The organism is Sphingorhabdus lutea, from assembly GCF_001889025.1.
Lineage (GTDB): Bacteria > Pseudomonadota > Alphaproteobacteria > Sphingomonadales > Sphingomonadaceae > Sphingorhabdus_B > Sphingorhabdus_B lutea.
Map to the genome: position 1 here is coordinate 483,037 of NZ_CP018154.1, position 26,971 is coordinate 510,007.

22 protein-coding genes are annotated in these 26,971 nt (G+C 47.0%); 10 read left to right on the forward strand and 12 right to left on the reverse strand.

Annotated elements, in window-relative coordinates; all coding sequences use genetic code 11:
- Positions 1-16: 16 nt before the first annotated feature.
- From nadC to LPB140_RS02405, 4 genes are all read right to left on the reverse strand, one after another.
- Positions 17-889 (reverse strand): carboxylating nicotinate-nucleotide diphosphorylase, encoded by an 873-nt coding sequence (gene nadC, locus LPB140_RS02390; protein WP_072558508.1) that lies wholly within the window; start codon positions 887-889, stop codon positions 17-19.
- Positions 886-1,896: a quinolinate synthase NadA gene (gene nadA / locus LPB140_RS02395; RefSeq protein ID WP_072558509.1), complete on the reverse strand. Its 1,011-nt coding sequence runs from the start codon at positions 1,894-1,896 to the stop codon at positions 886-888. Before nadA ends, nadC begins: the two co-directional genes overlap by 4 nt.
- Before the next feature lie 79 nt (positions 1,897-1,975).
- Positions 1,976-2,653 carry a DUF4230 domain-containing protein gene (locus LPB140_RS02400; RefSeq protein WP_072558510.1) on the reverse strand — a complete coding sequence of 226 codons (678 nt, stop codon included), beginning with the start codon at positions 2,651-2,653 and terminating at the stop codon, positions 1,976-1,978.
- On the reverse strand, positions 2,638-3,597 hold the full coding sequence (locus tag LPB140_RS02405) for an MBL fold metallo-hydrolase (protein WP_072558511.1): 960 nt from the start codon (positions 3,595-3,597) through the stop codon (positions 2,638-2,640). Before LPB140_RS02405 ends, LPB140_RS02400 begins: the two co-directional genes overlap by 16 nt.
- A gap of 140 nt (positions 3,598-3,737) precedes the next feature.
- Between LPB140_RS02405 and LPB140_RS02410 the strand changes: the two genes are divergently transcribed.
- Complete coding sequence (locus LPB140_RS02410; RefSeq protein WP_072558512.1) at positions 3,738-6,176, forward strand: glycoside hydrolase family 3 N-terminal domain-containing protein; 2,439 nt, start codon at positions 3,738-3,740, stop codon at positions 6,174-6,176.
- Positions 6,177-6,257: 81 nt separating this feature from the next.
- On the opposite strand, the gene LPB140_RS02415 is transcribed toward LPB140_RS02410, so the two are convergent.
- Complete coding sequence (locus LPB140_RS02415) at positions 6,258-7,664, reverse strand: sugar porter family MFS transporter (protein ID WP_072560178.1); 1,407 nt, start codon at positions 7,662-7,664, stop codon at positions 6,258-6,260.
- 117 nt (positions 7,665-7,781) lie between these two features.
- On the opposite strand from LPB140_RS02415, the gene LPB140_RS02420 reads away from it, so the two are divergent.
- The 6 genes from LPB140_RS02420 to LPB140_RS02445 all read left to right on the forward strand — a co-directional run bounded on the left by LPB140_RS02420 (position 7,782) and on the right by LPB140_RS02445 (position 15,819).
- The gene (locus LPB140_RS02420) at positions 7,782-8,633 is read left to right on the forward strand and encodes an aldose epimerase family protein (RefSeq protein WP_072558513.1); all 852 of its coding nucleotides are present in this window, start codon (positions 7,782-7,784) and stop codon (positions 8,631-8,633) included.
- Positions 8,633-10,051 (forward strand): xylulokinase, encoded by a 1,419-nt coding sequence (xylB, locus tag LPB140_RS02425; RefSeq protein WP_072558514.1) that lies wholly within the window; start codon positions 8,633-8,635, stop codon positions 10,049-10,051. The genes LPB140_RS02420 and xylB overlap by 1 nt, the downstream gene beginning before the upstream one ends.
- Before the next feature lie 26 nt (positions 10,052-10,077).
- Entirely contained in the window at positions 10,078-11,391 is a 1,314-nt protein-coding gene (gene xylA / locus LPB140_RS02430; RefSeq protein WP_198024145.1) for a xylose isomerase, read from the forward strand.
- Positions 11,392-11,707: 316 nt separating this feature from the next.
- Complete coding sequence (gene guaA / locus LPB140_RS02435; protein ID WP_072560180.1) at positions 11,708-13,276, forward strand: glutamine-hydrolyzing GMP synthase; 1,569 nt, start codon at positions 11,708-11,710, stop codon at positions 13,274-13,276.
- 4 nt (positions 13,277-13,280) lie between these two features.
- On the forward strand, positions 13,281-15,284 hold the full coding sequence (locus tag LPB140_RS02440; RefSeq protein WP_072558516.1) for an acyltransferase family protein: 2,004 nt from the start codon (positions 13,281-13,283) through the stop codon (positions 15,282-15,284).
- Positions 15,285-15,303: 19 nt separating this feature from the next.
- The gene (locus LPB140_RS02445; protein WP_072558517.1) at positions 15,304-15,819 is read left to right on the forward strand and encodes a flavodoxin family protein; all 516 of its coding nucleotides are present in this window, start codon (positions 15,304-15,306) and stop codon (positions 15,817-15,819) included.
- 28 nt (positions 15,820-15,847) lie between these two features.
- On the opposite strand, the gene LPB140_RS02450 is transcribed toward LPB140_RS02445, so the two are convergent.
- The 3 genes from LPB140_RS02450 to glpX all read right to left on the reverse strand — a co-directional run bounded on the left by LPB140_RS02450 (position 15,848) and on the right by glpX (position 18,802).
- Positions 15,848-17,434: a hypothetical protein gene (locus LPB140_RS02450; RefSeq protein WP_072558518.1), complete on the reverse strand. Its 1,587-nt coding sequence runs from the start codon at positions 17,432-17,434 to the stop codon at positions 15,848-15,850.
- 67 nt (positions 17,435-17,501) lie between these two features.
- Entirely contained in the window at positions 17,502-17,816 is a 315-nt protein-coding gene (locus LPB140_RS02455) for an alkylphosphonate utilization protein (protein ID WP_072558519.1), read from the reverse strand.
- Between the two features lie 14 nt (positions 17,817-17,830).
- A complete protein-coding gene (gene glpX / locus LPB140_RS02460) occupies positions 17,831-18,802 on the reverse strand; it encodes a class II fructose-bisphosphatase (protein WP_072558520.1) in 972 nt (323 codons plus the stop codon).
- A 136-nt stretch (positions 18,803-18,938) separates the two neighbouring features.
- Here glpX and LPB140_RS02465 point away from each other — a divergent pair, with 136 nt between their 5' ends.
- Positions 18,939-19,445, forward strand: a complete 507-nt coding sequence (locus tag LPB140_RS02465) for a hypothetical protein (protein ID WP_072558521.1) — start codon at positions 18,939-18,941, stop codon at positions 19,443-19,445.
- A gap of 23 nt (positions 19,446-19,468) precedes the next feature.
- On the opposite strand, the gene LPB140_RS02470 is transcribed toward LPB140_RS02465, so the two are convergent.
- Together LPB140_RS02470 and LPB140_RS02475 are read right to left on the reverse strand one after the other, a co-directional pair.
- Positions 19,469-20,770 (reverse strand): homoserine dehydrogenase, encoded by a 1,302-nt coding sequence (locus LPB140_RS02470; RefSeq protein ID WP_072558522.1) that lies wholly within the window; start codon positions 20,768-20,770, stop codon positions 19,469-19,471.
- A gap of 149 nt (positions 20,771-20,919) precedes the next feature.
- Positions 20,920-22,005, reverse strand: coding sequence for a DUF1176 domain-containing protein (locus LPB140_RS02475; RefSeq protein WP_072558523.1), 1,086 nt, complete (start codon positions 22,003-22,005; stop codon positions 20,920-20,922).
- 136 nt (positions 22,006-22,141) lie between these two features.
- Between LPB140_RS02475 and LPB140_RS02480 the strand changes: the two genes are divergently transcribed.
- A complete protein-coding gene (locus LPB140_RS02480) occupies positions 22,142-23,011 on the forward strand; it encodes a 3-hydroxyacyl-CoA dehydrogenase NAD-binding domain-containing protein (RefSeq protein ID WP_072558524.1) in 870 nt (289 codons plus the stop codon).
- 27 nt (positions 23,012-23,038) lie between these two features.
- Positions 23,039-24,652 (forward strand): phytoene desaturase family protein, encoded by a 1,614-nt coding sequence (locus LPB140_RS02485; RefSeq protein ID WP_072558525.1) that lies wholly within the window; start codon positions 23,039-23,041, stop codon positions 24,650-24,652.
- Here LPB140_RS02485 and LPB140_RS02490 read toward each other — a convergent pair.
- Together LPB140_RS02490 and LPB140_RS02495 are read right to left on the reverse strand one after the other, a co-directional pair.
- Positions 24,636-25,016 (reverse strand): DMT family transporter, encoded by a 381-nt coding sequence (locus tag LPB140_RS02490; protein ID WP_072558526.1) that lies wholly within the window; start codon positions 25,014-25,016, stop codon positions 24,636-24,638. The two genes, LPB140_RS02485 and LPB140_RS02490, sit on opposite strands and share 17 nt — an antisense overlap.
- A gap of 29 nt (positions 25,017-25,045) precedes the next feature.
- Positions 25,046-26,935: a CIA30 family protein gene (locus LPB140_RS02495; RefSeq protein WP_083549861.1), complete on the reverse strand. Its 1,890-nt coding sequence runs from the start codon at positions 26,933-26,935 to the stop codon at positions 25,046-25,048.
- Between the last annotated feature and the right edge of the window lie 36 nt (positions 26,936-26,971).

Consider the following 26,971-nt stretch of genomic DNA (forward strand, 5'->3'; position numbering starts at 1 on the left):
GGCAGAAAGGGCAAATTTAGATTTGCGTAAAATCAAGGCCAATATCCATCGCAGGGGCGCTTTGTGTTATTCGGCCCACGCTGATAAAATCAACGCCGCTCTCGGCCTTTGCACGGATGCTTTCCAATGTTACACCGCCCGATGCCTCTGTTTTGGTGCGGCCATTTATCAACGCCACCGCATCGCGTAGCATGGCGGGCGCCATATTGTCGAGCAGGATATGCGTCGCCCCTGCGGCAATTCCCTCCTCAATCTGGTCCAGCCGGTCAACCTCCAATATAATATCTTTCACGCCATGTGCCACGGCGCGTTTTACCGCCGCGCCCACGCCGCCGGCAATGGCGACATGATTATCCTTTATCATGGCTGCATCCCATAGGCCCATTCGGTGATTTTGCGCCCCGCCCATGCGCGTGGCATATTTTTCCAAATGGCGCAGGCCAGGGGTGGTTTTGCGCGTGTCGAGTAATGTGCATCCCGTGCCATCAATGGCATCGACATATTGGCGGGTTAAGGTGGCGATTCCGGATAAATGCTGGACAATGTTTAACGCGCTACGTTCGGCGGTTAACATGGCACGGCCATTGCCGATTAACCGCATCAGGTCCGCTCCGTCGGGGGCGGATGCACCTTCATTAAATAAAATTTCTATCCTACAATCTGGGTCAAGGGCGCGAAAAAACGCCTCTGCAAGGGGCAGGCCGGCGACAATAATCGCCTCCCTGCTGTCCATCACGCCGGAAAAGCGCATGTCGGTTGGGATAACGCTTTCGGATGTAATATCATGGCCGCGAACATCCTCTGCCCCATATAACGGCCCGTTCATATCCTCCGCCAATGTCGCGGTAACAAAGGCGTTAAGGTCGAAATGGTCGATGGTAAAGCTCATTTGATTTTATGCGCCAAATCCATTGGCCCTAAATCGCCATATTGGGCTTTGCCCGCGCTCATATCCAACATGCGGTCCAGTGATTTTTTGGCGGCTAACCTAATTTCTTCGTCCATATGGATTTGCGGAGATAAATCACGCAGCGCGATATAAAGCTTTTCCAATGTGTTCAGCGCCATATAGGGGCAAATATTGCACGCACAATTACCATCTGCGCCCGGTGCGCCGATGAAATTCTTATTCGGCACGGCCTTTTCCATTTGGTGGATGATGTGCGGTTCGGTCGCCACAATCAATGTATCACCTACAAATTCTTTGGCAAATTTCAAAATCGCACTGGTGCTGCCCACCATGTCGCTATGGTCAATAATATGCGGCGGGCATTCGGGATGCGCGGCCACGGGGGCAGTTGGATATTGTGCCTTTAACTTTAACAATTCACTTTCGCTAAATGCCTCATGCACAATGCACACACCCGGCCATAATAGCATTTCACGGTTAAATTTACGGCTCATATACCCGCCCAAATGGCGGTCCGGCCCAAAGATGATTTTTTGTTCGGGCGGTATTTGCGCGATGATGGTTTCCGCGCTGGATGATGTGACGATAATGTCGGACAATGCCTTTACCTCGGCCGAACAGTTAATATAGGTAAGCGCGATATGATCGGGATGTTTTTCGCGAAATGCCTTAAACTTTTGGGGGGGGCAGGCATCTTCCAAACTGCACCCTGCATTCATATCGGGCAGGATAACGGTTTTTTGGGGCGATAAAATTTTGGCGGTTTCGGCCATGAATTTCACCCCGCAAAATGCAATAACATCGGCATTTGTTTCCGCCGCCTTGCGCGATAATTCCAAACTATCGCCGACAAAATCGGATAATTCCTGAATTTCTGGTTTTTGATAATAATGGCCAAGGATAATGGCATTGCGCTCTTTTTTTAACCGCTCTATTTCAGCGATTAAATCGCTGCCTTGGGGGATGTTGTTGCTTGGCGCGTTCATATTTTTTGCTTTCAATATTATTTACAGCGGATGTTTCGGCTATTTTAGGATAATTTGGTCATAGGACAAGTAAAAAGCCCTATTTTTCCTTATCGCGCATCACATCTTTTATCGGTGTGGAAACATCCCATCTGCTTTTATTGGCTCTATCTTCTTCCCTTTCAAAAAAGGGCGCAACCTTTGCGTCCAATCCGGCGGCCTGTAATGGCGCGGTGAAATTGGCGCTTATCGCTTTTTTTGCCGATGCGCGGGCAAGATCCATTAAAACGGGTGATTTTGCCTGCGCGACCAATTCGGCCTGTGCCTTTTCATTATTTTCCCTATCCAATAACTCATCCACATTGGTAAATGTGCGTAAAATGCCCCCTTCACCATATATTTGGACGGAGCTTAAATCAATTTGTGGCGCACCAATGTCAATGGGTGGGATGCGGACGTAAAGCGTTTGTTTTTCCTTATCCCAGCGTAAATCATCTTCGCTCAATTTGGCCATATTTACTTCATATCGGACAAGCCCACTGACAATCAGGGTTTTTTTGGCCGATAAGCCATATTTGCTTTGCGTTGTGGTGACCGTGGCGGTGCTTTTATTGGTAAAAATTGTCAGGCTATTTTGTTCCTGCACCGCATTTAATGTTGACCCGACCACGCTTTCTATTTTGGGCGATTGCCAGCTTTGGGTTAACCAATATCCGCCGCCAAATATCAATAAAATAAGGGCCAATAGGGGAAGATATTTTTTTAAACTAGCGTCCATTTATCGTCCCATTCCTTCACCATATTTCTTTCTTGTAAATCGATCAAATGCGCCAATACACTGCGCGCCGCCGCGCCATGCAAATGTGGGTCAAGCCCCTTATACATATTGGCGACCATGTCGGTTATCTCATGCACACCGCTTTGCAATTGTTTTAATATTTGTTGTTCGCGTTGGCGGCGATGCCCAATCATCCCACGCACCAATTGGCGGGTTTTTGTAACCGCTGGACCATGGGCGGGATAATATATCCGATCATCCCGATCATATAATTTTTGTAAAGACGCCATATAATCGGACATATTGCCGTCGGGCGGGCTAACCACTGTGGTGGACCATTTCATCACATGATCGCCGGTGAATAATGCCTTTGTTTCGTTAAGGGCGAAACATAAATGATTGGATGTGTGGCCAGGGGTGGCCACCGCCTGTAATGTCCAATTTTCACCCGAAATAATATCGCCATCGCGCATTATTTTATCAGGCAAATATGCTTCGTCAAATGCTGTGTCAAAGCGCGGCCCATCGTCAGATAGGGACAATGGCGCACATCCAATAATGGGAGCGCCAGTAATGTCGCGTAATGGGGCGGCGGCGGGGCTGTGATCACGGTGGGTATGGGTGCATAAAATGGCGCGTATTTTGGCTTTGCCGATAATGCGTAAAATGGCGCCGACATGGCTTTCCCCATTTTTATTTGCGCCATTTATGTCGGCGGGAATTTTGGGATCGCCCATGCTTTTCCCGCTGCCCACTGGGCCGGGGTCGATAATGGCAATATCCCCGTTGCCATTTTGGGCTGCATCCAAATCACCAACAATCCATGTTTGCGTGCCGGTATAGGTATAGGGGGATGGATTGGGCGCAAGCACGCGGCGCACAAATGGTTCGTGCAATTCCATTTCACCGGATTTAATCGTGTCGGGCCATGTTGATTTTGTCATATATATTATGTGGCATGGCACGTCATGAAATTAAAGAGATGATTTATTTATATGATATGAAGGGGTAAAAAATCGCTTGCCAATTGACGTAAAATTTTCCTTATGGTAGCGTTACCATAAAATATAAAAAGGAGAGAGTAATGATAAAAAAGCCATGGAAATTTGCATTATTATTGGCATCAACAACCATGACCCTGCCCTTATCTGCCGCGCCCGCAGCTGCATATGGTGGGGCATATCAGGGCACGCAAGATAGGGCGCAGATAGAGACACAGGCCGACCCACAGGCCGCGCCCTTATATAAAAATGCCAATGCAGATGTGGATGCACGGGTGGAGGATTTGCTATCCCGCATGACTTTGGAGGAAAAAGTCGCCCAAACCATGACCATTTGGCAACAAAAGTCAGAAATATTTGATGCCAAAAATGAATTTGATGGGCAAAAATTTGCTGAAAAATTCCCACATGGCATTGGCCAATTTACGAGGCCAGGCGATGATAAAGGACCAGCATCGCCGCGCGTATCGGCATGGAGGGATGAGGAAGGCACGGTGCGGCTGGTTAATGCGGTGCAAAAACATGCCATGGAAAATACCCGTCTTGGCATTCCGGTGTTAATGCATGAAGAGGGTCTGCACGGTTATGCCGCGATAAATGCGACCAGCTTTCCCCAAGCAATTGCCATAGCATCATCATGGGACCCGTCATTGGTTAAACAGATAAATGCAACCATTGCGGGGCAAATTCGCGCGCGCGGTGTTTCATTGGCATTATCGCCCGTGGTCGATGTGGCGCGTGATCCGCGCTGGGGACGGATAGAGGAAACATTTGGCGAAGACCCCTATCTTGCCGGTGAAATGGGCGTTGCAGCCGTGCAGGGTCTTCAAGGGGAAAGCAAGGATGGCAAATTGCCCGACGGCCATGTTTTTGCCACGTTGAAACATATGACCGGACATGGCCAACCGGAAAGCGGTACGAATGTAGGGCCAGCAAATATATCCCAACGCACATTACGCGAATATTTCTTCCCCCCATTTGAACAGGTGGTAAAACGGACAAATATAGCCGCGGTTATGGCATCCTATAATGAAATTGATGGTGTGCCCAGCCATGCCAATAAATGGTTATTGGGCGATGTGTTGCGCGGCGAATGGGGCTTTAAGGGCATGGTGGTAAGCGATTATTTTGCCATTGATGAAATGGTGACGCGCCACAAAATTGCCGCCAATAATGCCGAGGCTGCAATTTTGGCATTAAATGCGGGCGTGGATACCGATTTGCCCAATGGTGCATCTTATGAATTTTTGGTCAAATTGGTGCGTGAGGGCAAGGTAAAGGAAAGCGCGGTGGACATGGCCGTGCGCCGGATGCTGCGGTTGAAATTTAATGCCGGATTGTTTGAAAATCCCTATGGCGATGCGCAAAAGGCAAAGGCCGCATCCCATGACCCCGCCGCCGTGCAATTGGCCCTATTGGCCGCAGAAAAATCGGTCGTCCTATTAAAAAATGATGGAATATTGCCGCTTTCTATGCCGGCAAAGGGCGCAAAAAAACCCAATATTGCGATTGTCGGGCCAAGCGCAAATGTCGCGCGATTGGGCGGATATTATGGCATACCCATTAAAAAAGTTTCTTTATTAGAAGGGATGAGAGAAAAAATTGGCGACCGCGCCAATATTATCTTCGCCCAAGGGGTAAAGATAACCGAAGATGATGATTGGTATGGCGACGAAGTCAAACTTGCCGACCCCGCCGAAAATCATAAATTGATTGCCGAAGCGGTGGAGAAAGCGAAAAATGCTGATAAAATCATCCTAACCCTTGGCGATACCGAACAAACCAGCCGCGAGGGATGGGCCGAAAATCATTTGGGCGACAGGCCCAGTTTGGAATTAGTTGGCGAGCAACAGGCGCTTTTTGATGCGTTAAAGGCCTTGGGCAAGCCGATTATTGTGGTGTTGGTTAATGGCCGCCCGCCCGCCATTGAAAAAATATCAAAAGAAGCAAATGCCATAGTTGAAAGCTGGTATTTGGGCGAACAGGGCGGAAATGCTTTGGCCAATATATTATTTGGCGATGTTAATCCCGCTGGAAAATTGCCCGTTACCTTTGCCCGCAGTGCGGGGCAATTGCCATATTTTTATAATCATAAACCAACGGCGCGGCGCGGATATTTATTTGCCGATTCATCGCCGCTTTATCCATTTGGATTTGGGTTAAGCTATACCAATTTTGACATTGGTGCACCCATATTATCGGCGGATAATATTGCAAAGGATGGCAAAGTCACCGTCACCGTCACGGTTAAAAATACCGGACAGCGCGATGGCGATGAAGTGGTGCAATTATATGTGCGCGATAAAATAAGCAGTGTGACGCGTTCCGTGATGGATTTAAAGGCGTTTCAACGCGTCAGTATCAAAGCAGGTGAAAGCAAACAGGTTAATTTCATCCTTGGCCCAGAGGCATTTCAAATGTGGGATATAAATATGAACCGCGTGGTAGAGGCGGGTGAATTTGACATCATGGTCGGCAATAGCTCGGCCAATGTAAAAATGGTCACATTAAACGTTAAATAATAGCGCAGGAACATGAATGAAAAAAGCCCGCTTATTTATTGAGCGGGCTTTTTTTTTGCAAATCGTTAAATGGATAGGGGCTTAACCCTCCATTTCTTCCAATTCCTTCCCCTTTGTTTCATTTACCATTTTGGCAACAAAGAAGATGGAGATACATGCGCAAACAGCATAAAATCCATATGCGCCCATTAAACCAATGCTGGTCAACATGATGGGGAATGCCATGGTAATGCCAAAATTTGCAGTCCATTGGGCAAAGCCGCTGACCGCCAATCCTGAACCACGGATTTGATTGGGGAACATTTCACCCAACATCACCCACATTACCGGACCCCAGCTAAGGTTAAATAAAACAGCATAAGCATTTGCACTGATAAGTGCGACAAGGCCGGCATTATCGGATAATTTCAATGTGCCATTTTCAATACTGCCCGTGGAAAAGGATATTGCCATGGCAGCCAATGTAATGGTCATTCCGATTGACCCGATCATCAATAATGGTTTGCGGCCAATTTTATCAATCACCGCAATGGCAATTAAACATGCGGCAATGGATAATGTGCCGCTTAACACATTGATGGCCAAGGCGTCGCTCTCGCTAAAACCAACTGCCTGCCAGAGCACCGCGCCATAATAAAATACAATGTTGATGCCGACCAATTGTTGAAAAACGGCAAGCCCAATGCCCACCCAGACAATTTTCCTTATCCCGCCTTCAGGAGATTTTAGATCCGACAATTTTGGTTGATGGTCATTGGCCAAGGTTGCGGTAATTTCAGCTATTTTCTGGTCAGCAATATTTTCGCCAAATAATTTGGCAATAACGTTGCGCGCTTCGTCCTTGCGATGTTTTAACACCAAATAACGCGGGCTTTCCGGAATGAATAAAAGCGCGAAAAAGAATAAAGCCGCAGGGGCTATTTCAATCCAAAACATCCAACGCCATGCCTCATAACCCATCCAAAATTTATTGGTTGATGCGCCTGCAATCTCCGCCAACAGATAATTGGACAAAAATGCAGCCGTCAGGCCGATGATAATCATAATTTGTTGGATGCTGGATAAACGCCCGCGCATCCGCGCCGGCGTTACCTCGCTAATATAAACAGGGGCAAGGACACTTGCCGCGCCCACGGCAATGCCGCCAATAATCCGGTATATGATAAATTCACCGGATGATAAGGCGATGCCAGATCCCCATGCGCTGATTAAAAAGAATATGGCCGAACATAATAAAATCATTTTACGCCCAAATATATCCGCCATTCGTCCTGCGGCAAATGCCCCGGCGGCGCAGCCCAGCAACATGGAGGCGACATTGAACCCCGTGCCTACGCTGTTTGAATTAAATGCGGCCTGTAATCCATCGACCGTGCCGTTAATCACCCCGCTGTCGAATCCGAATAGAAAGCCCCCAATGGTGGCGATGCCCACAATCATGACAATAAATGCCATGTTAATCTGATCTTCTTGAATATTTTCTTGCATTTTTCCCTCCTCAAACGCACCCATTTGTAATTTTATGGTAGCGCTACCGTAAAATGTTTGACTTCCTGATACGGCCAAGTCAATATAATAATTATCAAGCGTTGGGGAGCGGGTATTTTGGAGTTGTTATTACAGTATGAAAATACTGAAATCATTATATTGCCGGAACGGGGCGGGGGCATATCGGCCTTTCGTTGGCATGAGCATGATATTTTTAGGCCAGCGGATAAGAACAGCGCCGATCCGCTGACCCTATCCAATTTTCCTTTGGTCCCATATTGCAATCGTATTGATCGGCGGCGGGTCATGGTCGATGGCAAATATCATTATATGAAGCCCAGCCATGCCACCGCAGAGCTGGACCATAGCCTGCATGGATTGGGATGGACATCCCCATGGGTGGTGAAACATCATGATGAAAAAAGCGCCATTTTAACGCATGAACATGATGGCAATATTTGGCCATGGGCATATCATGCGGCCCAAAAAATTGACATGGTGGAAAATGGATATCGGCATCGGTTGGAAATTGTCAATCATGCCGAAAAACCCATGCCAATCGGGCTTGGCCTGCATCCATATTTTCCCAAAAATTCAGCAGCCTTAACATTAAATATTGATGGCATGTGGCAAAATGGCAGCAACCGATTGCCAAGTGAATATATCAAATTGGATAATTCGCCCTATTGGTTTGATGGGCCGGAAATTGACCATGTTTTTACCGGTCGGATGGGGGATATTATTATTGATTGGCCGCAATATCGTCTTGTCATATCGCCCGATCATCATTTGCCCTTCACCCATATTTATATTCCAGTAGGGGGCGATTATTTTTGCGTCGAACCGGTTAGCCATATTCCCAATGCGGTGAATATGGATTTGCCAGCATCGTCCAGCGGATTGCAAATGTTGCTGCCTGGTCAGAAGGCAAGCGTCGAAGTAATGTTTCAAATAATGGGGAAAAGCTGATGTGGCTGGGCATTGATATTGGCACATCGGGTGTCAAAACAGTTATCACAGATGATGATGGCAAGGTGGCAGCGGAGCATATTGCCCCGCTTGGCATATCGCGGCCACACCCGCTTTGGTCACAGCAAGATCCAGAGGATTGGTGGGCGGCAACATGCGCATCAATTTTGGCATTGCCCGCCAATTTACGCGCCAAGGTGCGCGGGATGGGCTTGTCCGGGCAAATGCATGGCGCGGTTTTATTGGATGCAGCCGATAAGGTGCTGCGCCCTGCCATTTTGTGGAATGATGGCCGCAGCAGCGAACAATGCATCCATTTGGATGCGCTGGCCCGTCAATATACCGGTAATCTTGCCATGCCCGGCTTTACCGCGCCAAAATTATTATGGCTGCGCCAACATGAAGCGGAAATTTTCGCCGCGACACATAAAATTTTATTACCCAAAGATTATATTCGCATGAAGTTAACCGGTGAAAAAATCACCGACATGTCGGATGCATCGGGCACAATATGGTTAGACGTGGCGGCGCGTAAATGGTCTGATGAAATGTTGGCCGCGACCCATATGACCAGCGACAATATGCCGATCCTGTGCGAGGGGAATGCGGTTGCGGGTCAATTGCGGAAAAATATCGCGCAGAATTTGGGGTTAAACCAAATATATGTTGCGGGTGGCGGCGGCGACCAAGCGGCGGGCGCAATTGGCGCAGGGGTCATCAACGATGGCGATGCTTTTTTAAGTTTGGGCACGTCGGGTGTAATATTTGCGGCGGGAAATAAATTTGCGCCCAATGCGGAACAGGGCGTGCACGCATTCTGCCATGCCCTGCCAAATAGATGGCATGTGATGTCGGTGATGTTGTCGGCGGCGGCATGTTTGGATTGGGGCGCGAAATTAACCGGATTTCCTGATGTCGCTTCGGCGATAATGGCGGCGGAGAAATCTGGCATAAATGATCAAAGCCCGATTTTTCTGCCCTATCTTTCGGGGGAGCGAACCCCGCATAATAATGCCGATGCCAAGGGGGCGTTTTTCGGTTTAACACATGATGTGGACGGCGGGGCGATTATGGCCAGCATATTACAGGGCGTGGCATTTGGCCTGCGCGATGGATATGATGCATTGTCCTTAAATATTGAAAATTTATCGGTCATTGGCGGCGGGTCGCGTTCATCATATTGGGCACAAATATTATCCGATGCGTTGCAAATCCCCTTAATTTACCGCGATGGTGCGGCCATTGGCCCGGCATATGGCGCGGCGCGATTGGCACGATTGGCGATAATGGGGGAAAATCCGGATGATATTTGCACCATGCCAAATGAACAGGCGCAATATTCCCCAAAAACAGAACCCACAGAAAGATTACAGAAATTTAGAGCAATTTATCGGGCGGTTGAACCGATTTTCACATAAATAATAATATATTGGATGAGGATAAGATGATGAGTTATTTTGCAGATATTGAACCAATAAAATTTGAAGGATTGGATAGCAGCAATCAATTAGCATTTAGATATTATGATAAAGACCGCATGGTTATGGGCAAAAGGATGGAAGATCATTTGCGCATGGCGGTTTGTTACTGGCATAGTTTTTGTTGGGACGGATTTGATGTTTTTGGCGGCGGCACTTTCAACCGTCCATGGCATGGCGGCCCGATTGATCAGGCGCGGGCCGATCATAAATTGGATGAGGCATTTGAATTTTTCACCCGTCTTGGGCTGCCTTATTTTTGTTTTCATGATGTTGATGTGATGGCACATGCCGAAACCATTGACGAACATGTCAGAAATTTTGCGAATATTGTCGATAAAATTCAGGAAAAAATGGACGCAACAGGCATTAAATTATTGTGGGGCACCGCCAATATGTTCAGCCACCCCCGATATATGGGCGGCGCATCGACCAACCCTGATCCCGATGTGTTCCGTTTTGCCGCCACACAGGTGCGCCATTGTATAGAGGCGACACATAGGCTGGGCGGAGAAAATTATGTACTTTGGGGCGGCAGGGAAGGATATGATTGCCTACTCAACACCGATTTAAAACAGGAAAAGGCTCAATTAGGACGTTTTCTGCAAATGGTGGTCGAACATAAACATAAAATTGGGTTTAAGGGCGATATTTTAATCGAACCAAAACCACATGAGCCGACCAAGCATCAATATGATTTTGACGTAGAAACCATTTACGGATTTTTACTGGCCAATGGGCTGGAAAAAGAGGTGAAGATGAATATTGAGGCAAATCACGCCACCTTGTCAGGCCATAGTTTTGAACATGAAGTTGCCAGCGCGATTAACCTTGGCATTTTTGGGTCAATTGATATGAATAGGGGTGATCCGCAAAATGGATGGGATACAGACCAATTCCCCAATGATATTCGTGAAATTACCACTGGCCTATATTATATTTTAAAAAATGGCGGATTTGTAAATGGCGGCAATAATTTTGATGCAAAGGTGCGCCGCCAATCCATTGACCCTGCTGATTTATTCCACGGCCATATTGGCGGGATAGATATTTTGGCGCGCAGCCTTCTTAATGCCGCGGCAATGATAGAAGGGGGGGAGCTGGACGCGGTGCTTCAGGATCGTTATGCCGATTGGCACAGCGATAAGGGGCAGGCTTTATTGTCAAAGGATAATGGGTTGGAGGCAATTTCCGATGCGGCATTGGCCGAGGGAATAAGCCCGCAACCAAAATCCGGACGTCAGGAATATGTCGAAAATATAATCAGTCGGTATATTTAACAGGCCGCAAGAATATATATAAAATGGGTGAAAAATGTCGGAAAGATTTACAAGTTAATTTTTCGGTAAATTTGATTAACCATCTTAACGATTGAAAAATTATATTTATACAAAGTTGGCACGCTGTCTGCATATATAAATATGTTCAACATTTACACCCACATGAACACATTATTGAGGAGGGGTTGATGCGCTACTGGTCTCGCGCCGCCCCGCCTCAATTTGTTTTACCCATCTGATAAATTTATGATAATAAAATGCGAAATGGCTTGCCCAGCATATTGCCATTTATTGCCAATATGACTATCGCATGGCCATGAATATATCGCAAAATGACTCCATCCTGATTATCGACTTTGGCAGCCAAGTAACGCAGCTTATCGCGCGGCGTGTGCGGGAGGCCGGCGTTTATTCGGAAATCGCCCCATTTAATAATGCAAAGGCGGCATTTGAACGGATGCAGCCCAAGGGGATTATCCTTTCCGGTGGGCCGTCATCTGTGCCGGATGAGGGGTCACCGCGTGCGCCCGATATTGTGTTTGAAAGCGGCCTGCCCATTTTGGGCATATGTTATGGCCAACAGGTGATGATGCAGCAGCTTGGCGGCAAGGTGGAATCGGGTGAACATCAGGGCGGCGGCGAATTTGGCCGTGCCATGCTGAATATCAAAGAAAATTGCACTCTATTTGATGGTTTATGGTCCGTGGGTGATGAGCATCAGGTGTGGATGAGCCATGGTGATAAGGTGACGCAGCTTGCCCCTGGATTTGACGTGGTGGCGACCAGCGCGGGTGCGCCCTATGGCTTTGTTGCCGATGAAAATCGCAAATATTATGGTATCCAATTTCATCCAGAGGTGGCCCATACGCCAGGTGGGGCAAAGTTAATCGCCCATTTCGCGCATAAGGTATGCGGGCTTGCCGGTGATTGGACCATGGCCGAATTTCGCGCCACCAAAATTGCCGAAATCCGGGCTCAAGTGGGCGAAGGCAGGGTTATTTGCGGCCTTTCCGGCGGGGTGGATAGCAGCGTTGCCGCCATTTTAATTCATGAGGCCATTGGCTCTCAATTAACATGTGTGTTTGTGGATCATGGGTTGCTGCGGATGAACGAACGTGAACAGGTCGAAAAACTTTTCCGTGACCATTATAATATTCCGTTAATTGTGGTGGATGCCGAGCAACGATTTATGGCAGGATTGGACGGGGTGACCGATCCAGAAAAGAAACGCAAATTTATTGGCGGCGAATTTATCAATGTGTTTGAGGAAGAAGCCGCGAAAATTGGCGGTGCAGATTTCCTTGCTCAGGGGACATTATATCCCGATGTAATCGAAAGCGTGTCCTTTACCGGCGGGCCAAGTGTGACGATTAAAAGCCATCATAATGTTGGCGGCTTGCCCGAACGTATGAATATGCAATTGGTTGAACCGCTGCGTGAATTATTCAAGGATGAAGTGCGGATTTTGGGCAAGGAACTTGGCTTGAACGATTTATTTGTGGGTCGCCACCCCTTCCCCGGCCCCGGCCTTGCCATTCGTATTCCGGGCGAGGTGAATAAAGAGCGCTGCGATATTTTGCGTAAAGCCGATGCGATTTATTTAGAAGAAATCAGAAATGCCGGACTTTATGATAAAATATGGCAGGCATTTGCTGTGCTTCTTCCGGTGCGAACTGTTGGGGTGATGGGCGATGCGCGCACATATGATAGTGTATGCGCCCTTCGCGCTGTGACCAGTACCGATGGCATGACAGCGGACATATATCCGTTTGAAGCGGCGTTTTTGTCGCGCGTTTCCACCCGTATTATCAATGAGGTAAAGGGTATTAACCGCGTGGTATATGATTATACATCCAAACCACCCGGGACAATTGAATGGGAATAATGAAATGAGCGGGATAAAATACCGCAAGGATATTGACGGTCTTCGCGCTTTTTCGGTCCTTGTCGTTATTTTATTCCACGCCTTTCCAAATTTTCTGACCGGAGGATTTGTCGGCGTTGATGTATTTTTCGTTATCAGCGGATTTTTAATCACCGGAATAATTTTTAAAGAATTTGACGAAAATCAATTTTCCTTTGCCGGATTTTTCTCCCGTCGGATAAGGCGTATTTTCCCTGCCTTGGCGGCGGTTTTATTATCCTGCTTTGTTGCGGGATGGTTTTTATTATTGTCGGATGAGCTGGCCGCATTGGGCCGCCATATTTTTGCGGGCTCTGCCTTTATCTCCAACATATTATTATGGATGGAGGCGGGATATTTTGACAAGGTGGCGGAAACCAAGCCCTTGCTTCATTTATGGAGCTTGGGGGTAGAGGAGCAATTTTACATCCTCTGGCCGGTTATTTTATGGGCGGCATGGAAAACTCGCGCAAATATATTTTTGCTGACCCTATCGGTCGCCATATTGTCATTTTGTTTGAATTTATGGATGATAAAGGATTTTCCAGAGGCGACATTTTATTGGCCCATCACCCGTTTTTGGGAAATGCTGTCGGGCAGCATGATGGCATGGATATTGCGATATAAAAGCGCAGAATTTGAAAAATGCATCAATTTTATCGACACTATATTTTCAAAATTGGGCCTGAACATTGCGAATATCAGCATCAATTTATTATCAATAATGGGCCTTTCTTTATTATTGTTAAGTGCAATTTTCTTTCATAAGGATATTGGATTTCCAGGGCATATGGCGGTTTTCCCAATTTTGGGGGCAATCATGATATTGGCGGCGGGACCACAAGCTTTTGTGAACCAATATATATTGTCAAACCCCATGGCGGTTGCAGTTGGATTGATAAGCTATCCATTATATTTATGGCATTGGCCGATTTTATCATTCATGCATATAATTGATGGGGATGTGCCGCCATTTTATGTGATGGTTTCGGGCGTGATATTGTCATTCATTTTATCTTGGCTGACCTATCAATTTATTGAAAAACCAATTAGATTTGGAATGAATAGCAAGAAAGCAGTCGGCCTATTGACCATATTTATGGCCATATTGGCAATAGCAGGCATGTTGACCGCGCGTTTTGACGGCGTGCCGCACCGCGCAAGCATATCGGCATATGATGTTGATTTGGGCGAAATGGTCCGCACGAATGTTGTCGATAATGACTGTCTTTCCTATATTGGTGTAAAGGAAGCACCATTTTATTATTGCCGATATAATGATGTTGGCGGGGACGAAACCATCGCCTTAATTGGCGATAGCCATGCCCACGCCGCCTATCCTGGAATTGCCGAAGGTCTGGCAAAACAGGGGAAAAATACCCTGTTATTGGCGAATTCAGGATGCCCTATATTGGTTGGATTTGATGCAGGCACAAATCGCCGTGAACGCAAAAAATGCGGGCAAAGCAAGAAATTTATCTTGGACAAAATTATAGGGGATAAGCGCATTACAGCTGTCCTTTTCTCCTCGCGTGGTTCTACATATATTTTGGGATATGAACCGGCGGATAAGAGGCAGGTGAAGGACAGGGCGCGGCCAGCCATGACGGGGGAGCAATTTCGCGCCGCATCACAAAAACCTATTGATATATTATATGCCAAGGGCAAAAAAATTTATTATATTACCGAAAATCCCGAATTACATGTTCAATCGGATTATTGTATAAAACGCCCATTGCGGCCCGAAAGGACAGCCTGTTCGTTAAATTATAACGAGGTGGCGAAGCGTCAGCAAATTTACATTAAGGCAGTATCACAATTAAAAAATGTGATTATTTTGGATAGTTTACAGGCTTTCTGTCCAAATAAACAATCATGCAAAATTTTCGATAATAATATCCTATTATATGCTGATGATGACCATTTATCGGTAACGGGAAGCCATTATCAATATGAAAAACTTATCGCGCCTGCTTTAACCGCCCCGTAAAATGGGATAGGATTGGCATATGGCCAATTTACTTATCATATGGGACAGCATGACCGGCGGCAGCAAGGCAATGGCCAAGGCGGCCTATGACGCAGCGATTGAAGCAGCCAAGGATGCCGCCAATCAAGAAGATGGCACGTCGGTAAAGATCATCCATGCCGCCAATATATGCGTTGATGATATGATGCGGACCGATGGTTATTTATTTGTCTGTCCGGAAAATCTGGCGGCCATGTCGGGCGTGATGAAGGCGATGTTTGACCGGCTTTATTATCCATGTTTGGACGAAATACAGGGCCGCGCCTATGCCATGATGATTTGCGCGGGTTCGGACGGCAGCAATGCCGTGCGGCAGATAGAGCGCATTTGCACTGGATGGCGGCTTCGCGCGGTGGCCAATCCCATTATCATTTGCACAAATATACAGGATAAGAAGACGATATTGGCGCCAAAGAAATTGGATAAACCAACCCTTGCCCCATGCCGCGATTTGGGATGCCGCATGGCAGCAGGATTGGCCCTAGGCATATTTTAACGCCTATTTTTTAAAGTCAAGGTAGTGCCTATTTCTTTTTTGCTCGGTTCGCTTTTATTATTTTCAGCGCCTCTGGTGAGGGGATAATATCGGAAAGCTCAGCTATTACCTGTTCGGCATTTAATGAAAATTCGGCATGTTTTGCTTCATCATCTGCTTCGTTAAAATATACCCATGCCTGAGACGAATCTATTAAGGGGATGAAGACAAAGCTATTATGCCCATTTTTTTGAGCCATCAGGGCGCTGTGTAGGATGAAGGCGTCATAACGCGGCGAAATATCCGAATAATAATCAAATAATAAATATCCCGCCATTCTTTTGTCATCTTTGGCGTTTAACTTTTCCTTACTTAAATATTTTGATTTGCTGGTTTTCCAGACATTATTTGAAAAGGCTTCATAGCTGCTGGCCTTATTCATTGGTGGGATCATGGCAAATAGGCTTTTATTATCGCTATCTTGGGCCAATGTTTTTGCGGTCGCATCTGCATATTGCTTATCCCATAATTCATCGGAGCTTTTGGTTAATAATCCAAATAATTCACTTTGTGGGGCATCTTTGCGTAACATGCTGTTTACCGCCATCACCGCGCCGAATGAAGGGGAAAGCCATTGGGATCGTGCGCCAAAATTGCGGCGTGCTTCGGTCATTTTACCCTCATGGGCCAATTTCAAAATATTATATAGATCCAACAGCTCCACTGTATCGGTTCGGTCGGTTTCCGGTGTTCCTTCATTGGTCAATTTATGCATATTTGTTGATGCCGCTGCGGCGCGTTTATCGGCCATATCCCAATCATTATTTAGGGCATGGCTTAACGCTGCACGGGCTAATAATATTGATGAATCTTTGGCTGGGGAGAGTAGCTTGAAATAATGTACCGCGCTTTCGCGTGTTTTGGAGGCTTCATCAAAACGGCCTGCTAAATCCAAACGTGTGGCTTTAAAACTTAATAATGCGGGGTACATACGCACCTTATTATCAAGCAGCTTTTCTTCACCAGCTGATAAATCCTTTAAAAATTCAGGATAATTGGGTGTTGTTAAAACAGGAAAAAAGCTAAATTTACTGGTTTGGATGCGGTCAAATAATGTTTGCTGGGCCTCCTTTGGCTTACCCATGCGTAATAATGCCTCGGCTTCAATTCTTGGAAAAGCACGGCCAAAGCTGCTGGAAATATAGGGATCATCCATAAAACCTTGTTCGGTCGCTTCTTTTTGCGCCAACTGCGTATCGGCAATGGCTGCTTCGTAATTTTTGGCTTCAATATGGTGAAGAGCGCGGCCCAGAATCAGCTCCAACCGACGGACCGGATTTTTTTCTGGATTTAAACTTTCCGTGCCATCAATTAATTGAGAGCAAATTTTCACCCCTTCTTCGCCAAATTTACGTGCCTTTGGGTCGGGAGCTTCGGGTTGCGGGGCAAACAGGCCCAGCAAAGTAATTGCGCCAATTAACCGCGCCACGGTTTCACCCGCGCTGGTATTATTTGGCTGTCCATCACATTGCAGATATAGCGAAGGTTCTTTTTCGGCAGCGGCGGCGTTGCTAACCATGCCATTCATGGTAAATGCCAATGCCGCGCCGGTTAATAATAATTTCGGAATTTTCATCAAATGCTCCCCTATTTTCTTTTGATATTAGGGGAGTAGCATATTTTTTTGGATGGAAAAGCCGAAATTACCTTTTACGGACAAATTCGGCGCGAAGGACCAACCCCTTTATCCCATCAAAACGGCAATCAATTTCCTGTGCATCACCGGTTAGGCGGATTGATTTAATCAATGTGCCGCGCTTTAATGTTTGCCCTGCCCCCTTGACGGTTAAATCCTTTATCAAGGTTACTTGGTCGCCATCGGTTAAAATATTGCCCACCGCATCACGCACGACGATAGCATCATCATCTGTTGTATCTGCGGCTTGTTTGGCGGCCAGCTCACTTGCTGGCATCCATTCGCCGCTCACCTCATCATAGACATAATCTTCATCGGACATGATATTAAGCCTTATTATTTAATTACATGTTCGCTTTTGACCCAGCGCACCGTGCCGCTGCTGGCGCGCATCACCACGCTTTCGGTTGTCATTTTGCCGCCGCGCAATTTTTTCACACCGTCAAGCAAGCTGCCCTGTGTCACGCCGGTTGCGGCAAAAATACAATCACCCTTGGCGAGTTCGGTTAAATCATAAATTTTGTCCAAATCATCAATGCCCCATTTGCGGGCGCGGGCGCGTTCATCCTCATTACGGAATAATAACCGCCCCTTAAATTGTCCGCCAACACAGCGCAGCGCGGCTGCGGCCAACACGCCCTCTGGCGCGCCGCCTTGACCCATATACATATCAATAGTTGTTTCTGGATCGCTGGTCGCGATGACGCCGGCAACATCACCATCGGGAATTAACATGATGCCGCAGCCAATGGCGCGAAGTTCAGTTATGATTTTTTCATGCCGCGCACGGTCCAACACACAAACAATAATGTCGGCTGGTTCAACGCCCTTTTCCTTGGCCACGGCCTCCACATTTTCGCGCACTGATTTATCCAAATCGATGATATTTGGCGAATATCCAGGACCAACGGCAATTTTGTCCATATATACATCGGGCGCGTTTAATAAATTGCCTTCTTCGGCCACGGCCAAAACGGCCAAGGCATTTGGCCCTGCCTTTGCGGTGATGGTTGTGCCCTCCAACGGATCAAGCGCAATGTCAATTTTGGGGCCCTTACCAATGGCGGTGCCAACTTTTTCACCAATATATAGCATGGGGGCTTCATCTCGTTCGCCCTCGCCAATAACCACGGTGCCGTCCATATAAAGTTCGTTTAATGCCGCGCGCATTGCCTCCACCGCCGCGGCATCGGCGGCCTTTTCATCACCGCGACCAATTTGCGTGGCGGCGGCAATGGCCGCTGCTTCGGTCACGCGGACCATTTCTAAAACCAATAAACGATCAATATTATTTGGTGAGTTGGTCATGCACATTTCCTTATCATTGAAGGCGTTAAGACAGCCTATATTCATATTATTATCTATAACGGCGAATATAGATTTATTTTTCGTCTTGGTCTTTAGGAAAATAGTCGCGACTTGTCGAGCATGGAGAGGGAAAGAGATGAAATTATTCTTATTTCACAAGATAATGCCTTCTTTATTTTTGGGCGTTTTCCTGCTTCCTGCACATGCGGCGCATGCACAGAATGAAGAAAATGCGAAATTTAGCGAAGAAGAAGTAAAGGCCATGATGCAAAAATGGCGAAATGGGCCGCGTGTGGACGCCGATGGCTGTATCGTCCAATCAAAGGCGGATGAGATTGTCGTTTGCGGGGAAAGTGAAGAAAATAGGGAAAATCGTTTGCCCTTTCCAAATTTGAACCGCAGGGCGACAGGTCCGGTGCGCGGTGAAATGCCCGCCGCCAGCGCCGCGCCTTTACGAACAGGAAGCTGCGGCGTATCAGGAAATATTAGCGGATGTGCGAATGAAGGGCCATATTTGAACGCAGATGGATCGGTGGCCAAGGGAATGCCGATAGTGGATTTCATAACACGGGCCGCCGGCATCAGCAAAGAGCCAATAAATGACGGCGATTATGTGAAGCAATCAACCGTCACCAAGCCTTAAATTCTCAAAAAACTATGGATAAATTAGCGCAAAATATGCATGACCATGGGGTCATTTATCAGATTTTCCGAACCCGATAATAAACGCAATGTTTCGGCAACGGCGCTTTCCGGACCATCATGGGTGACCATGGAAACCAGCGCCGTGCCGTCGGCATTGGCTTCTTGTTGGATTAAGCTTTCGATTGATAAGCCCGCATCGCGCGTGGCGGCGGTGATTTCGGCCAACACGCCTGGCCTATCCGCCGCGATAAAGCGCAGATATACCTTGCCCATACGATGGCCGCTTTCTGCCTTTGGCAATTGTTCCAAATGTTTTTGTTCCATGCCGAACATTGGGCCGGTTTCGCCGCGCGCAATGTCGATAATGTCGGCAACCACGGCCGAAGCGGTTGGTTTGTCGCCTGCGCCCGCCCCTTGAAATAATAAACGGCCTGAAAAATCACCCTCGGCCACCACGGCATTGGTGGGGCCGGTGACATGTGCCAATGGATGTGTTTTGCGGACAAGATAAGGGTGAACCCGTTGGAACAGCGCTGACCCGCCATTATCGCCATCAATTTCGGCAAGGCCCAATAAACGGATGCGATATCCCATGGCGGCGGCCTGTTCAATATCGGCGGCCTTTATCTGTTCAATCCCGCCAATGCTGACCGCGCCAAAATCAACCTTTGTTCCAAAACATAGGCTGGCCAAAATGGACAATTTATGCGCCGCATCCACGCCGCCAATATCAAAACTGGGGTCCGCCTCGGCATAGCCATTTGCCTGTGCATCGGCCAAAACCTCGGCAAAATCGCGGCCATCCTTTTCCATCGCGCTTAAAATGAAATTACATGTGCCGTTCAAAATGCCATACACACGTTCAATCCGGTTGGCCGATGCGCCGTCACGCAGCCCCTTTATCACCGGAATACCGCCCGCAACCGCTGCCTCATATTTTATGGCAAGGCCATTTTTTTCCGCCTTTGTGGCCAATTCATCCCCATGATGCGCGACCATCGCCTTGTTCGCGGTGACGAAATTTTTGCCGTGGGACAGGCTTTCCCGCGCAAGGGTGAGCGCAGGGCCATCCGACCCGCCGATAAGTTCTACCACAACATCCACATCATCATCCGATGCCATGGCCGATAAATCATCCATCCAACGATAAGAGGAAAGATCAACCCCGCGATTTTTATTTTTATCCCGCGCGGATACGGCGGTAATTTGAATTTCACGTCCCGCGCGGCGGGTAATAATATCCTTATTCTGGGTAATAAGCTGTGCAACACCTGCTCCAACAGTGCCAAGTCCGGCAAGGGCAATTTTCAATGGTGGTTGCATAACATATTCCTATTATAAATTTTGGCCAGATATGGCCGATAGCGCCATTTTATTGAAACAATATTTTCTATCGCCGCCCATAAGTTAATTTGGCGGCTCTATCCAGCTTTATCGTCATTAAATTACAAATTTATGCTTACAATTGTAACTTATTTATCGAGTACATATTCAATTTTTGCGTTATAATTGCTTATATAATCGATGCTGCCCCTGCATTCAGGCATGATAGAGTTTTGTGACAGGCGAAATATCTCGCCATCCCAAACATATGATGCGCTCTGCCCACAATCGCCAAGGCCGCGAAATTTGACATAATGGTCCAAAGTTTGAGTTAATGGGTCCCACGCGCTATTCACTAAAATGGTTACACCATCGGGTTCTGTGCCATATTCAGTAATGTTAAATTTTGCTGGATAGTAAATCCAATTTTTGCCCTGTTTTTCTGCAATATAAATGGCATTGCTGATATTATATGCACCTGAACCGCAAAATATAATAACTAATGCGCGTATCTTTCCCTTATAAGTGCCAAGGCTATAGACATTGTCTTCAATGTCCATCATGCGGTCTTCGCTGCAAGATGATTTTTCGGCGAAATTCTTTACCATTGCTTTGCTGGGCATGGCGGCTTCTTTTCCAATTTTGGCGGCTTTAATAATTGGAATTGACGGCGGGGATAGAGTGTAAATTTGACGGCCCTTTGCCACAAGGGCACTGGTTGTCCCAGCGCGTTTTTGCAGCGCATCCATATAACGCAGGCTGGCAGACATGCCGTTTAAGGATAATGACCCCAAATCTTTGCCACCCTTTCCTTTTAATTTTAAGATATTACCCTTTAACATTTGCGCAATTAAGGTGCTGGCATTGGAGTTTTTTATAACAAAATCGCCATTTGCCGTATTTGCACCGTCATTATTTGATTTATAATTATATGATTTGCCATCAATGATGAACTCAACGCTCTCTTTATCGCTTAACCCCTGTAAAATAATGGAGGCATTGCCCTTTTCATCTCTACCAGCTGTTCGTGAAATGATAAGCTCGGGAAATTCATCATTCCATATATCATTATAATCACGAAAAATAACCGTCCGGCATTGCAGCATATTGTCACAGCCAACGACCCAATCGGTAAAGTTCTTTACTTCCAAAAGTTTGACCATTTGATTCTTTGATGTGATGGTCGGTTTTTCTATCGCAAATGCTGCAATGGGATTAAAATTTGTCCCGAACATAAATATGAAAAAGGCAAATATTTGGCCGAGTTTCATGCAAGTCTCCATAAAAAAAGAGATAAACAAGATTGAATATATTATTCCTATAGGGCAAATGGGCGGCAATTGAAATTATAATGATATAGAGGATCATCACATGAAGATCATTTCGGTTATTGGCGCGGGCCAAATGGGCGCCGGCATTGCACAGGTAAGCGCGGCGGCGGGATATGATGTCTTGTTATCCGACATAAATATTGAACAGGCAAATTTGGGGAAACAGGGGATTGAAAAACAATTAAGCCGCCTTATTTCCAAAGAAAAAATGGACGCAAAAACGGCAGATGATATTTTAGGCCGTATTCAATGTATCGGTGATTATGCGCCCTTATCCAATGCCGATTTGGTGATTGAGGCGGCGACCGAGCGTGAGGAAATTAAACGCAATATCTTTGATGCCGTCGGCAAGGTGATTGGCAAGGATGCAATTTTGGCATCAAATACATCGTCCATTCCCATTACCCGCATGGCACAGGCCGCCCCTGATCCAAGCCGCTTTATCGGCGTGCATTTTTTCAATCCCGTGCCGATTATGGGATTGATTGAAATTATTCGCGGGCTTGCCACTTCGGATGAAACGGTGACGGCGATTACCGATTATGGCAAGAAATTGGGCAAGAAATTGGTGTTCGCCAATGATGCCCCGGGATTTATCGTCAACCGTGTGTTAATGCCCATGATAAATGAGGCTTGCTTTGCATTGGGCGAAGGCGTGGCGAATATTCAGGATATTGATACCGCCTGCCAATTGGGGTTGAACCACCCTATGGGCCCGTTAACATTGGCGGATTTTGTCGGTTTGGATACTTGTTTGGAAATCACCAAAATTTTGTTCCACAGCACAGGGGACAGCAAATTTCGTCCCGCGCCGATTTTGCAAAAATATGTGGAGGCAGGATGGCTTGGCCGTAAAACCAAACGCGGTTTTTATGACTATAGCGGGGAAGTGCCCGTCCCAACACGTTAATTTAATAAATATATATAGGGGGAAATTATGCCGGTCCAATATGATGCGATTATCATTGGGGGCGGGCATAATGGCCTTGTCTGCGCATATTATTTGGCCAAATCGGGGATGAAGGTGCGGATAGTGGAGGCGCGAGGCATTGTCGGCGGCTGCGCCGTGACCGAGGAATTCCACCCTGGTTTCCGGAATAGCGTGGCCAGCTATACCGTTAGTTTATTGCAACCCAAAATTATTGCCGATATGCAATTGGTGCGCCGCGGTTATAGGGTGGTGGAACGGCCCTTCTCCAATTATTTCCCTTTGCCAGATGGTGGGCATATGTTGGTTGGCGGCGGGGTAGAGCGCACACAGGCCGAATTTGCACGCTTTAATAAGAGTGATGCGGCGAAACTACCCGAATTTTATGCCATGTTGGAAAATGTCGCGGACTTATTGCGGTCATTGGCTATGCAGCCTCCACCTGATATAAATGGCGGGCTTTCCGCTTTATTTGATTTGGGCCGAACCCTTTGGCCAATGCGCGATTTGTCGGTAAAACAAAAAAATGAAATCACGCATTTATTTACACGCAGCGCGCGTGATATTTTGGACGGGTGGTTTGAAAATGAACATATAAAGGCGGCCTTTGCCTTTGACTCTATTGTGGGTAATTATGCCAGCCCCGACACGCCAGGAAGCGGCTATGTGCTTATCCATCATGTTTTTGGCGAGGTAAATGGCAATAAAGGTAGTTGGGGGCATGTGATAGGCGGCATGGGCGCAATAACGCAAATGATGGCAGCGGCATGTGAAGAAGCAGGGGTGGAGATAAGTTTGAACAGTCCCGTTACAGAAATATTATACGATGAAAATAGAGCGCATAGCGTAAAATTATTGGATGGGCAGATTATTAAAGCATCCCATATTATTTCCAATGTCGGGCCAAAATTATTGGCAAAGTTGGTGGGTAAACAGGCAGGTACCGATTGGCCAGTGAAGGATTATAAAAGCGGATCGGGCAGTTTTAGAATGAATGTCGCCCTTTCTGCTTTGCCGAAATTTACCGGAATGCCGGAACAGGGCGACCATTTGAAAAGCGGCATCATCATAGCGCCGACCATGGACTATATGGACCGCGCTTTTCATGATGCACGCGCATATGGATGGTCAAAATCACCTATCATTGAAATGCTTATCCCTTCTTTGGTGGATGACAGCTTATCGCCAAAGGGGCAGCATGTGGCCAGCCTTTTCTGCCAACAATTTGCGTCTCATTTGCCCGATGGTCGCGTTTGGACGGACAAAGAGGAAGAAGCCGCCGCCGATCATATCATCGCCACCATCAACAAATATGCGCCGGGATTTTCTGACTTAATTTTGGGCCGCATGATTTTAAGTCCCGCAGGATTGGAGGCGAAATTTGGCCTTATTGACGGGGATATTTTCCACGGCCGGATGAGTTTGGATCAAATTTGGATAAATCGGCCATGGATGGGGGCGGGAAATTATCATATGCCATTAAAGGGGCTGTATCTATGTGGATCCGGCGCACATCCCGGCGGCGGGGTAACGGGCGCCCCTGGTTATTTATGCGCACAGCAAATTTTATCGGGGCGCAAAATAATGAACAGAATAAAGCGCCGGTTTACTGCGCGGGATTAGCAGGGATTTCCGCTTTATCATGTGCATTGGCATCATGGCTGCTGGTTAAATTTAGGCCGATTGCGCCAATGCAGATAAGGGCGATAAAGCCCAATTGCGGCCATGACAGGCTTTGTTTAAAGGCAAGCCAGCCGATAATAGTTATCGCCATAATCCCCACGCCGGACCAAATGGCATAGGCGATGCCGACGGGAATTTTGGTAATCGCCACCGCCAAAAATGCAAAACATATCCAATAACAAAATATGGATGCGCCGCCCCATCCCCATTTGGTGAAACCGTCGGACAATTTCAAAAAAGACGTGCCCGCAATTTCAAAAATAATGGCAATGGCCAAAAATAGCCAAGGTGAAAAAGCAGGCATGATATATTCCCCTATTGCGTTAAAAAAATTTATTCACCGTCAATAAAGGCAATATCCTTTATTTCCACATCATAATCGCCGGGCATAATCGCGCTGATGGTCAGTAAAGTGGCGTTCGCTGCCTGAAACCGGCCCAAATCGGCAAAGTTAATGCGGATATCCTGCCAATTATCGGTGACGGTGAAATTTTTGCTGTTCGGCATTTGGCCGCTTTTTTGTGAAAATGCCATGACGGCAAAGCCGCCGCCAGTGCCGCGAATGCGAAATGTCATCGCGCTTGCCGCCGAAATATCCTTGGGCGCAAATGGCGTGTCGCCAAGGACAAAGGCGATGCCGGCCCATTGGGCGAAGCTGCCCTTTTTGACGCTGCCAGAAATGCGTAGGCTGTCTTCACGACCTTTTGATAAAGTTGCGGTTGACCCGCCGCCCATAATCACATCGCTATTTACATCCCACCCAATGCCAAATGGCGCGGTAATTTTTACCCCTTCACCTTCAAAATGAAAATTGGCGATATTGCCCAATATGCCATTATTGACTGCGGCGGTTTGTTTTGCTGTTTCACCCGCCAAAGCGGCATTATTTGCGCCACTATTTTCGCCTGAAATTGAGTTAGAGATCAAGTTAGAGATCTCGGCGCGTTTTGCCAAAATCAAATTTTTGGCGGATTGTCCATCTTTCCATATGTCGATAATATTGCGTGTGGCGGTGATATCCTTTGTTGGGTCGCCCTTTACCAATAATAAATCAGCCTTCATCCCATTGGCGATACGTCCCCTGTCGGTCAATTTATATGCCTTTGCCGGATTGGCGGTCGCCGCGCTTAATGCCTGAGCGGGACTTAACCCTGCTTTTACCAATAATTGCAATTCACGGTGCATGGAAATGCCATAATAAACACCCGGATTACCTGCATCTGTCCCCGCCAAAATGAGCACGCCAGCATTGGCAAATGCAGATATGCTTTGCGCCATATTTGCGTCCAATTTGGCGCTGCGATCCGGCCCGAAACTTTGGTTGATATTATCCTTTGCAATTTCGGGTAATAAACCTGCAAAATTTTCATTTCTTAATAGGCTGGCCGTGCCTTTGCGGCCATGGAATCCTTCAAAAACGCTATATGTTGGGGTGATGAAAACGCCCTTTTCCTTGGCCAATGCAATAATGGCGTCATCGGCGCTTTTATCAAAAAACATATGGACAAGGCCGTCTGCGCCGGATGAAATGGTATCAAATGCACTGTCATAATCCTGCACATGGACCACGGCCAATTTGCCATTATCATGTGCGGCCTTTATCAACGCCTTTGTCGTTGCGCTGTCCAAAGTGGGCAGGGGGCGGCCAAAGCTGCTGCCGGGTTCGCGCACAATTTTAATAAAATCAGATCCTTCTTCTATACGAGATTTCACCCATGAATCTGCCTCTTGCGGGGTGGTAAGGGTTGGCACGGAAACGCCAAATTGTGTGCCATGCCCGCCCGGTGCGGTGGCCAAAAAGCCCGCGCTATATAAATCGGCAACGTCTTTATTTTCACCATTTTTGGTTTTGGCGCGAATATCGGCATTGACTGTGGGCGGGGTGAACATATCCAATTGGGTGGTCACACCGAATAATAAAGGAGTATCCATCGCCATCATGGCGTGCACATGGCTGTCAATCATGCCGGGTAACAGGGTCAAATCTGTTCCATCAATAATGATTTGCGCGTCCTTTACATCGCCTTTAAAATCAATATCGGCAATTTTATCATCCTTAATCAACACCGAAGAAGTGCCAATATTTCGCACGCCATCGAAAATTTGCACATTTTGGATTAAGGTGGTTTGCGGCGATGTCATGGCCAAAGCGGGCAGGGAAATTGCAGATAATAGGCCCGATAATATAATTGCCGATTTTGACGATATATATATTGATTTCATGATAAAATATTCCCCTATTTTGCCCCTTTGGCAATA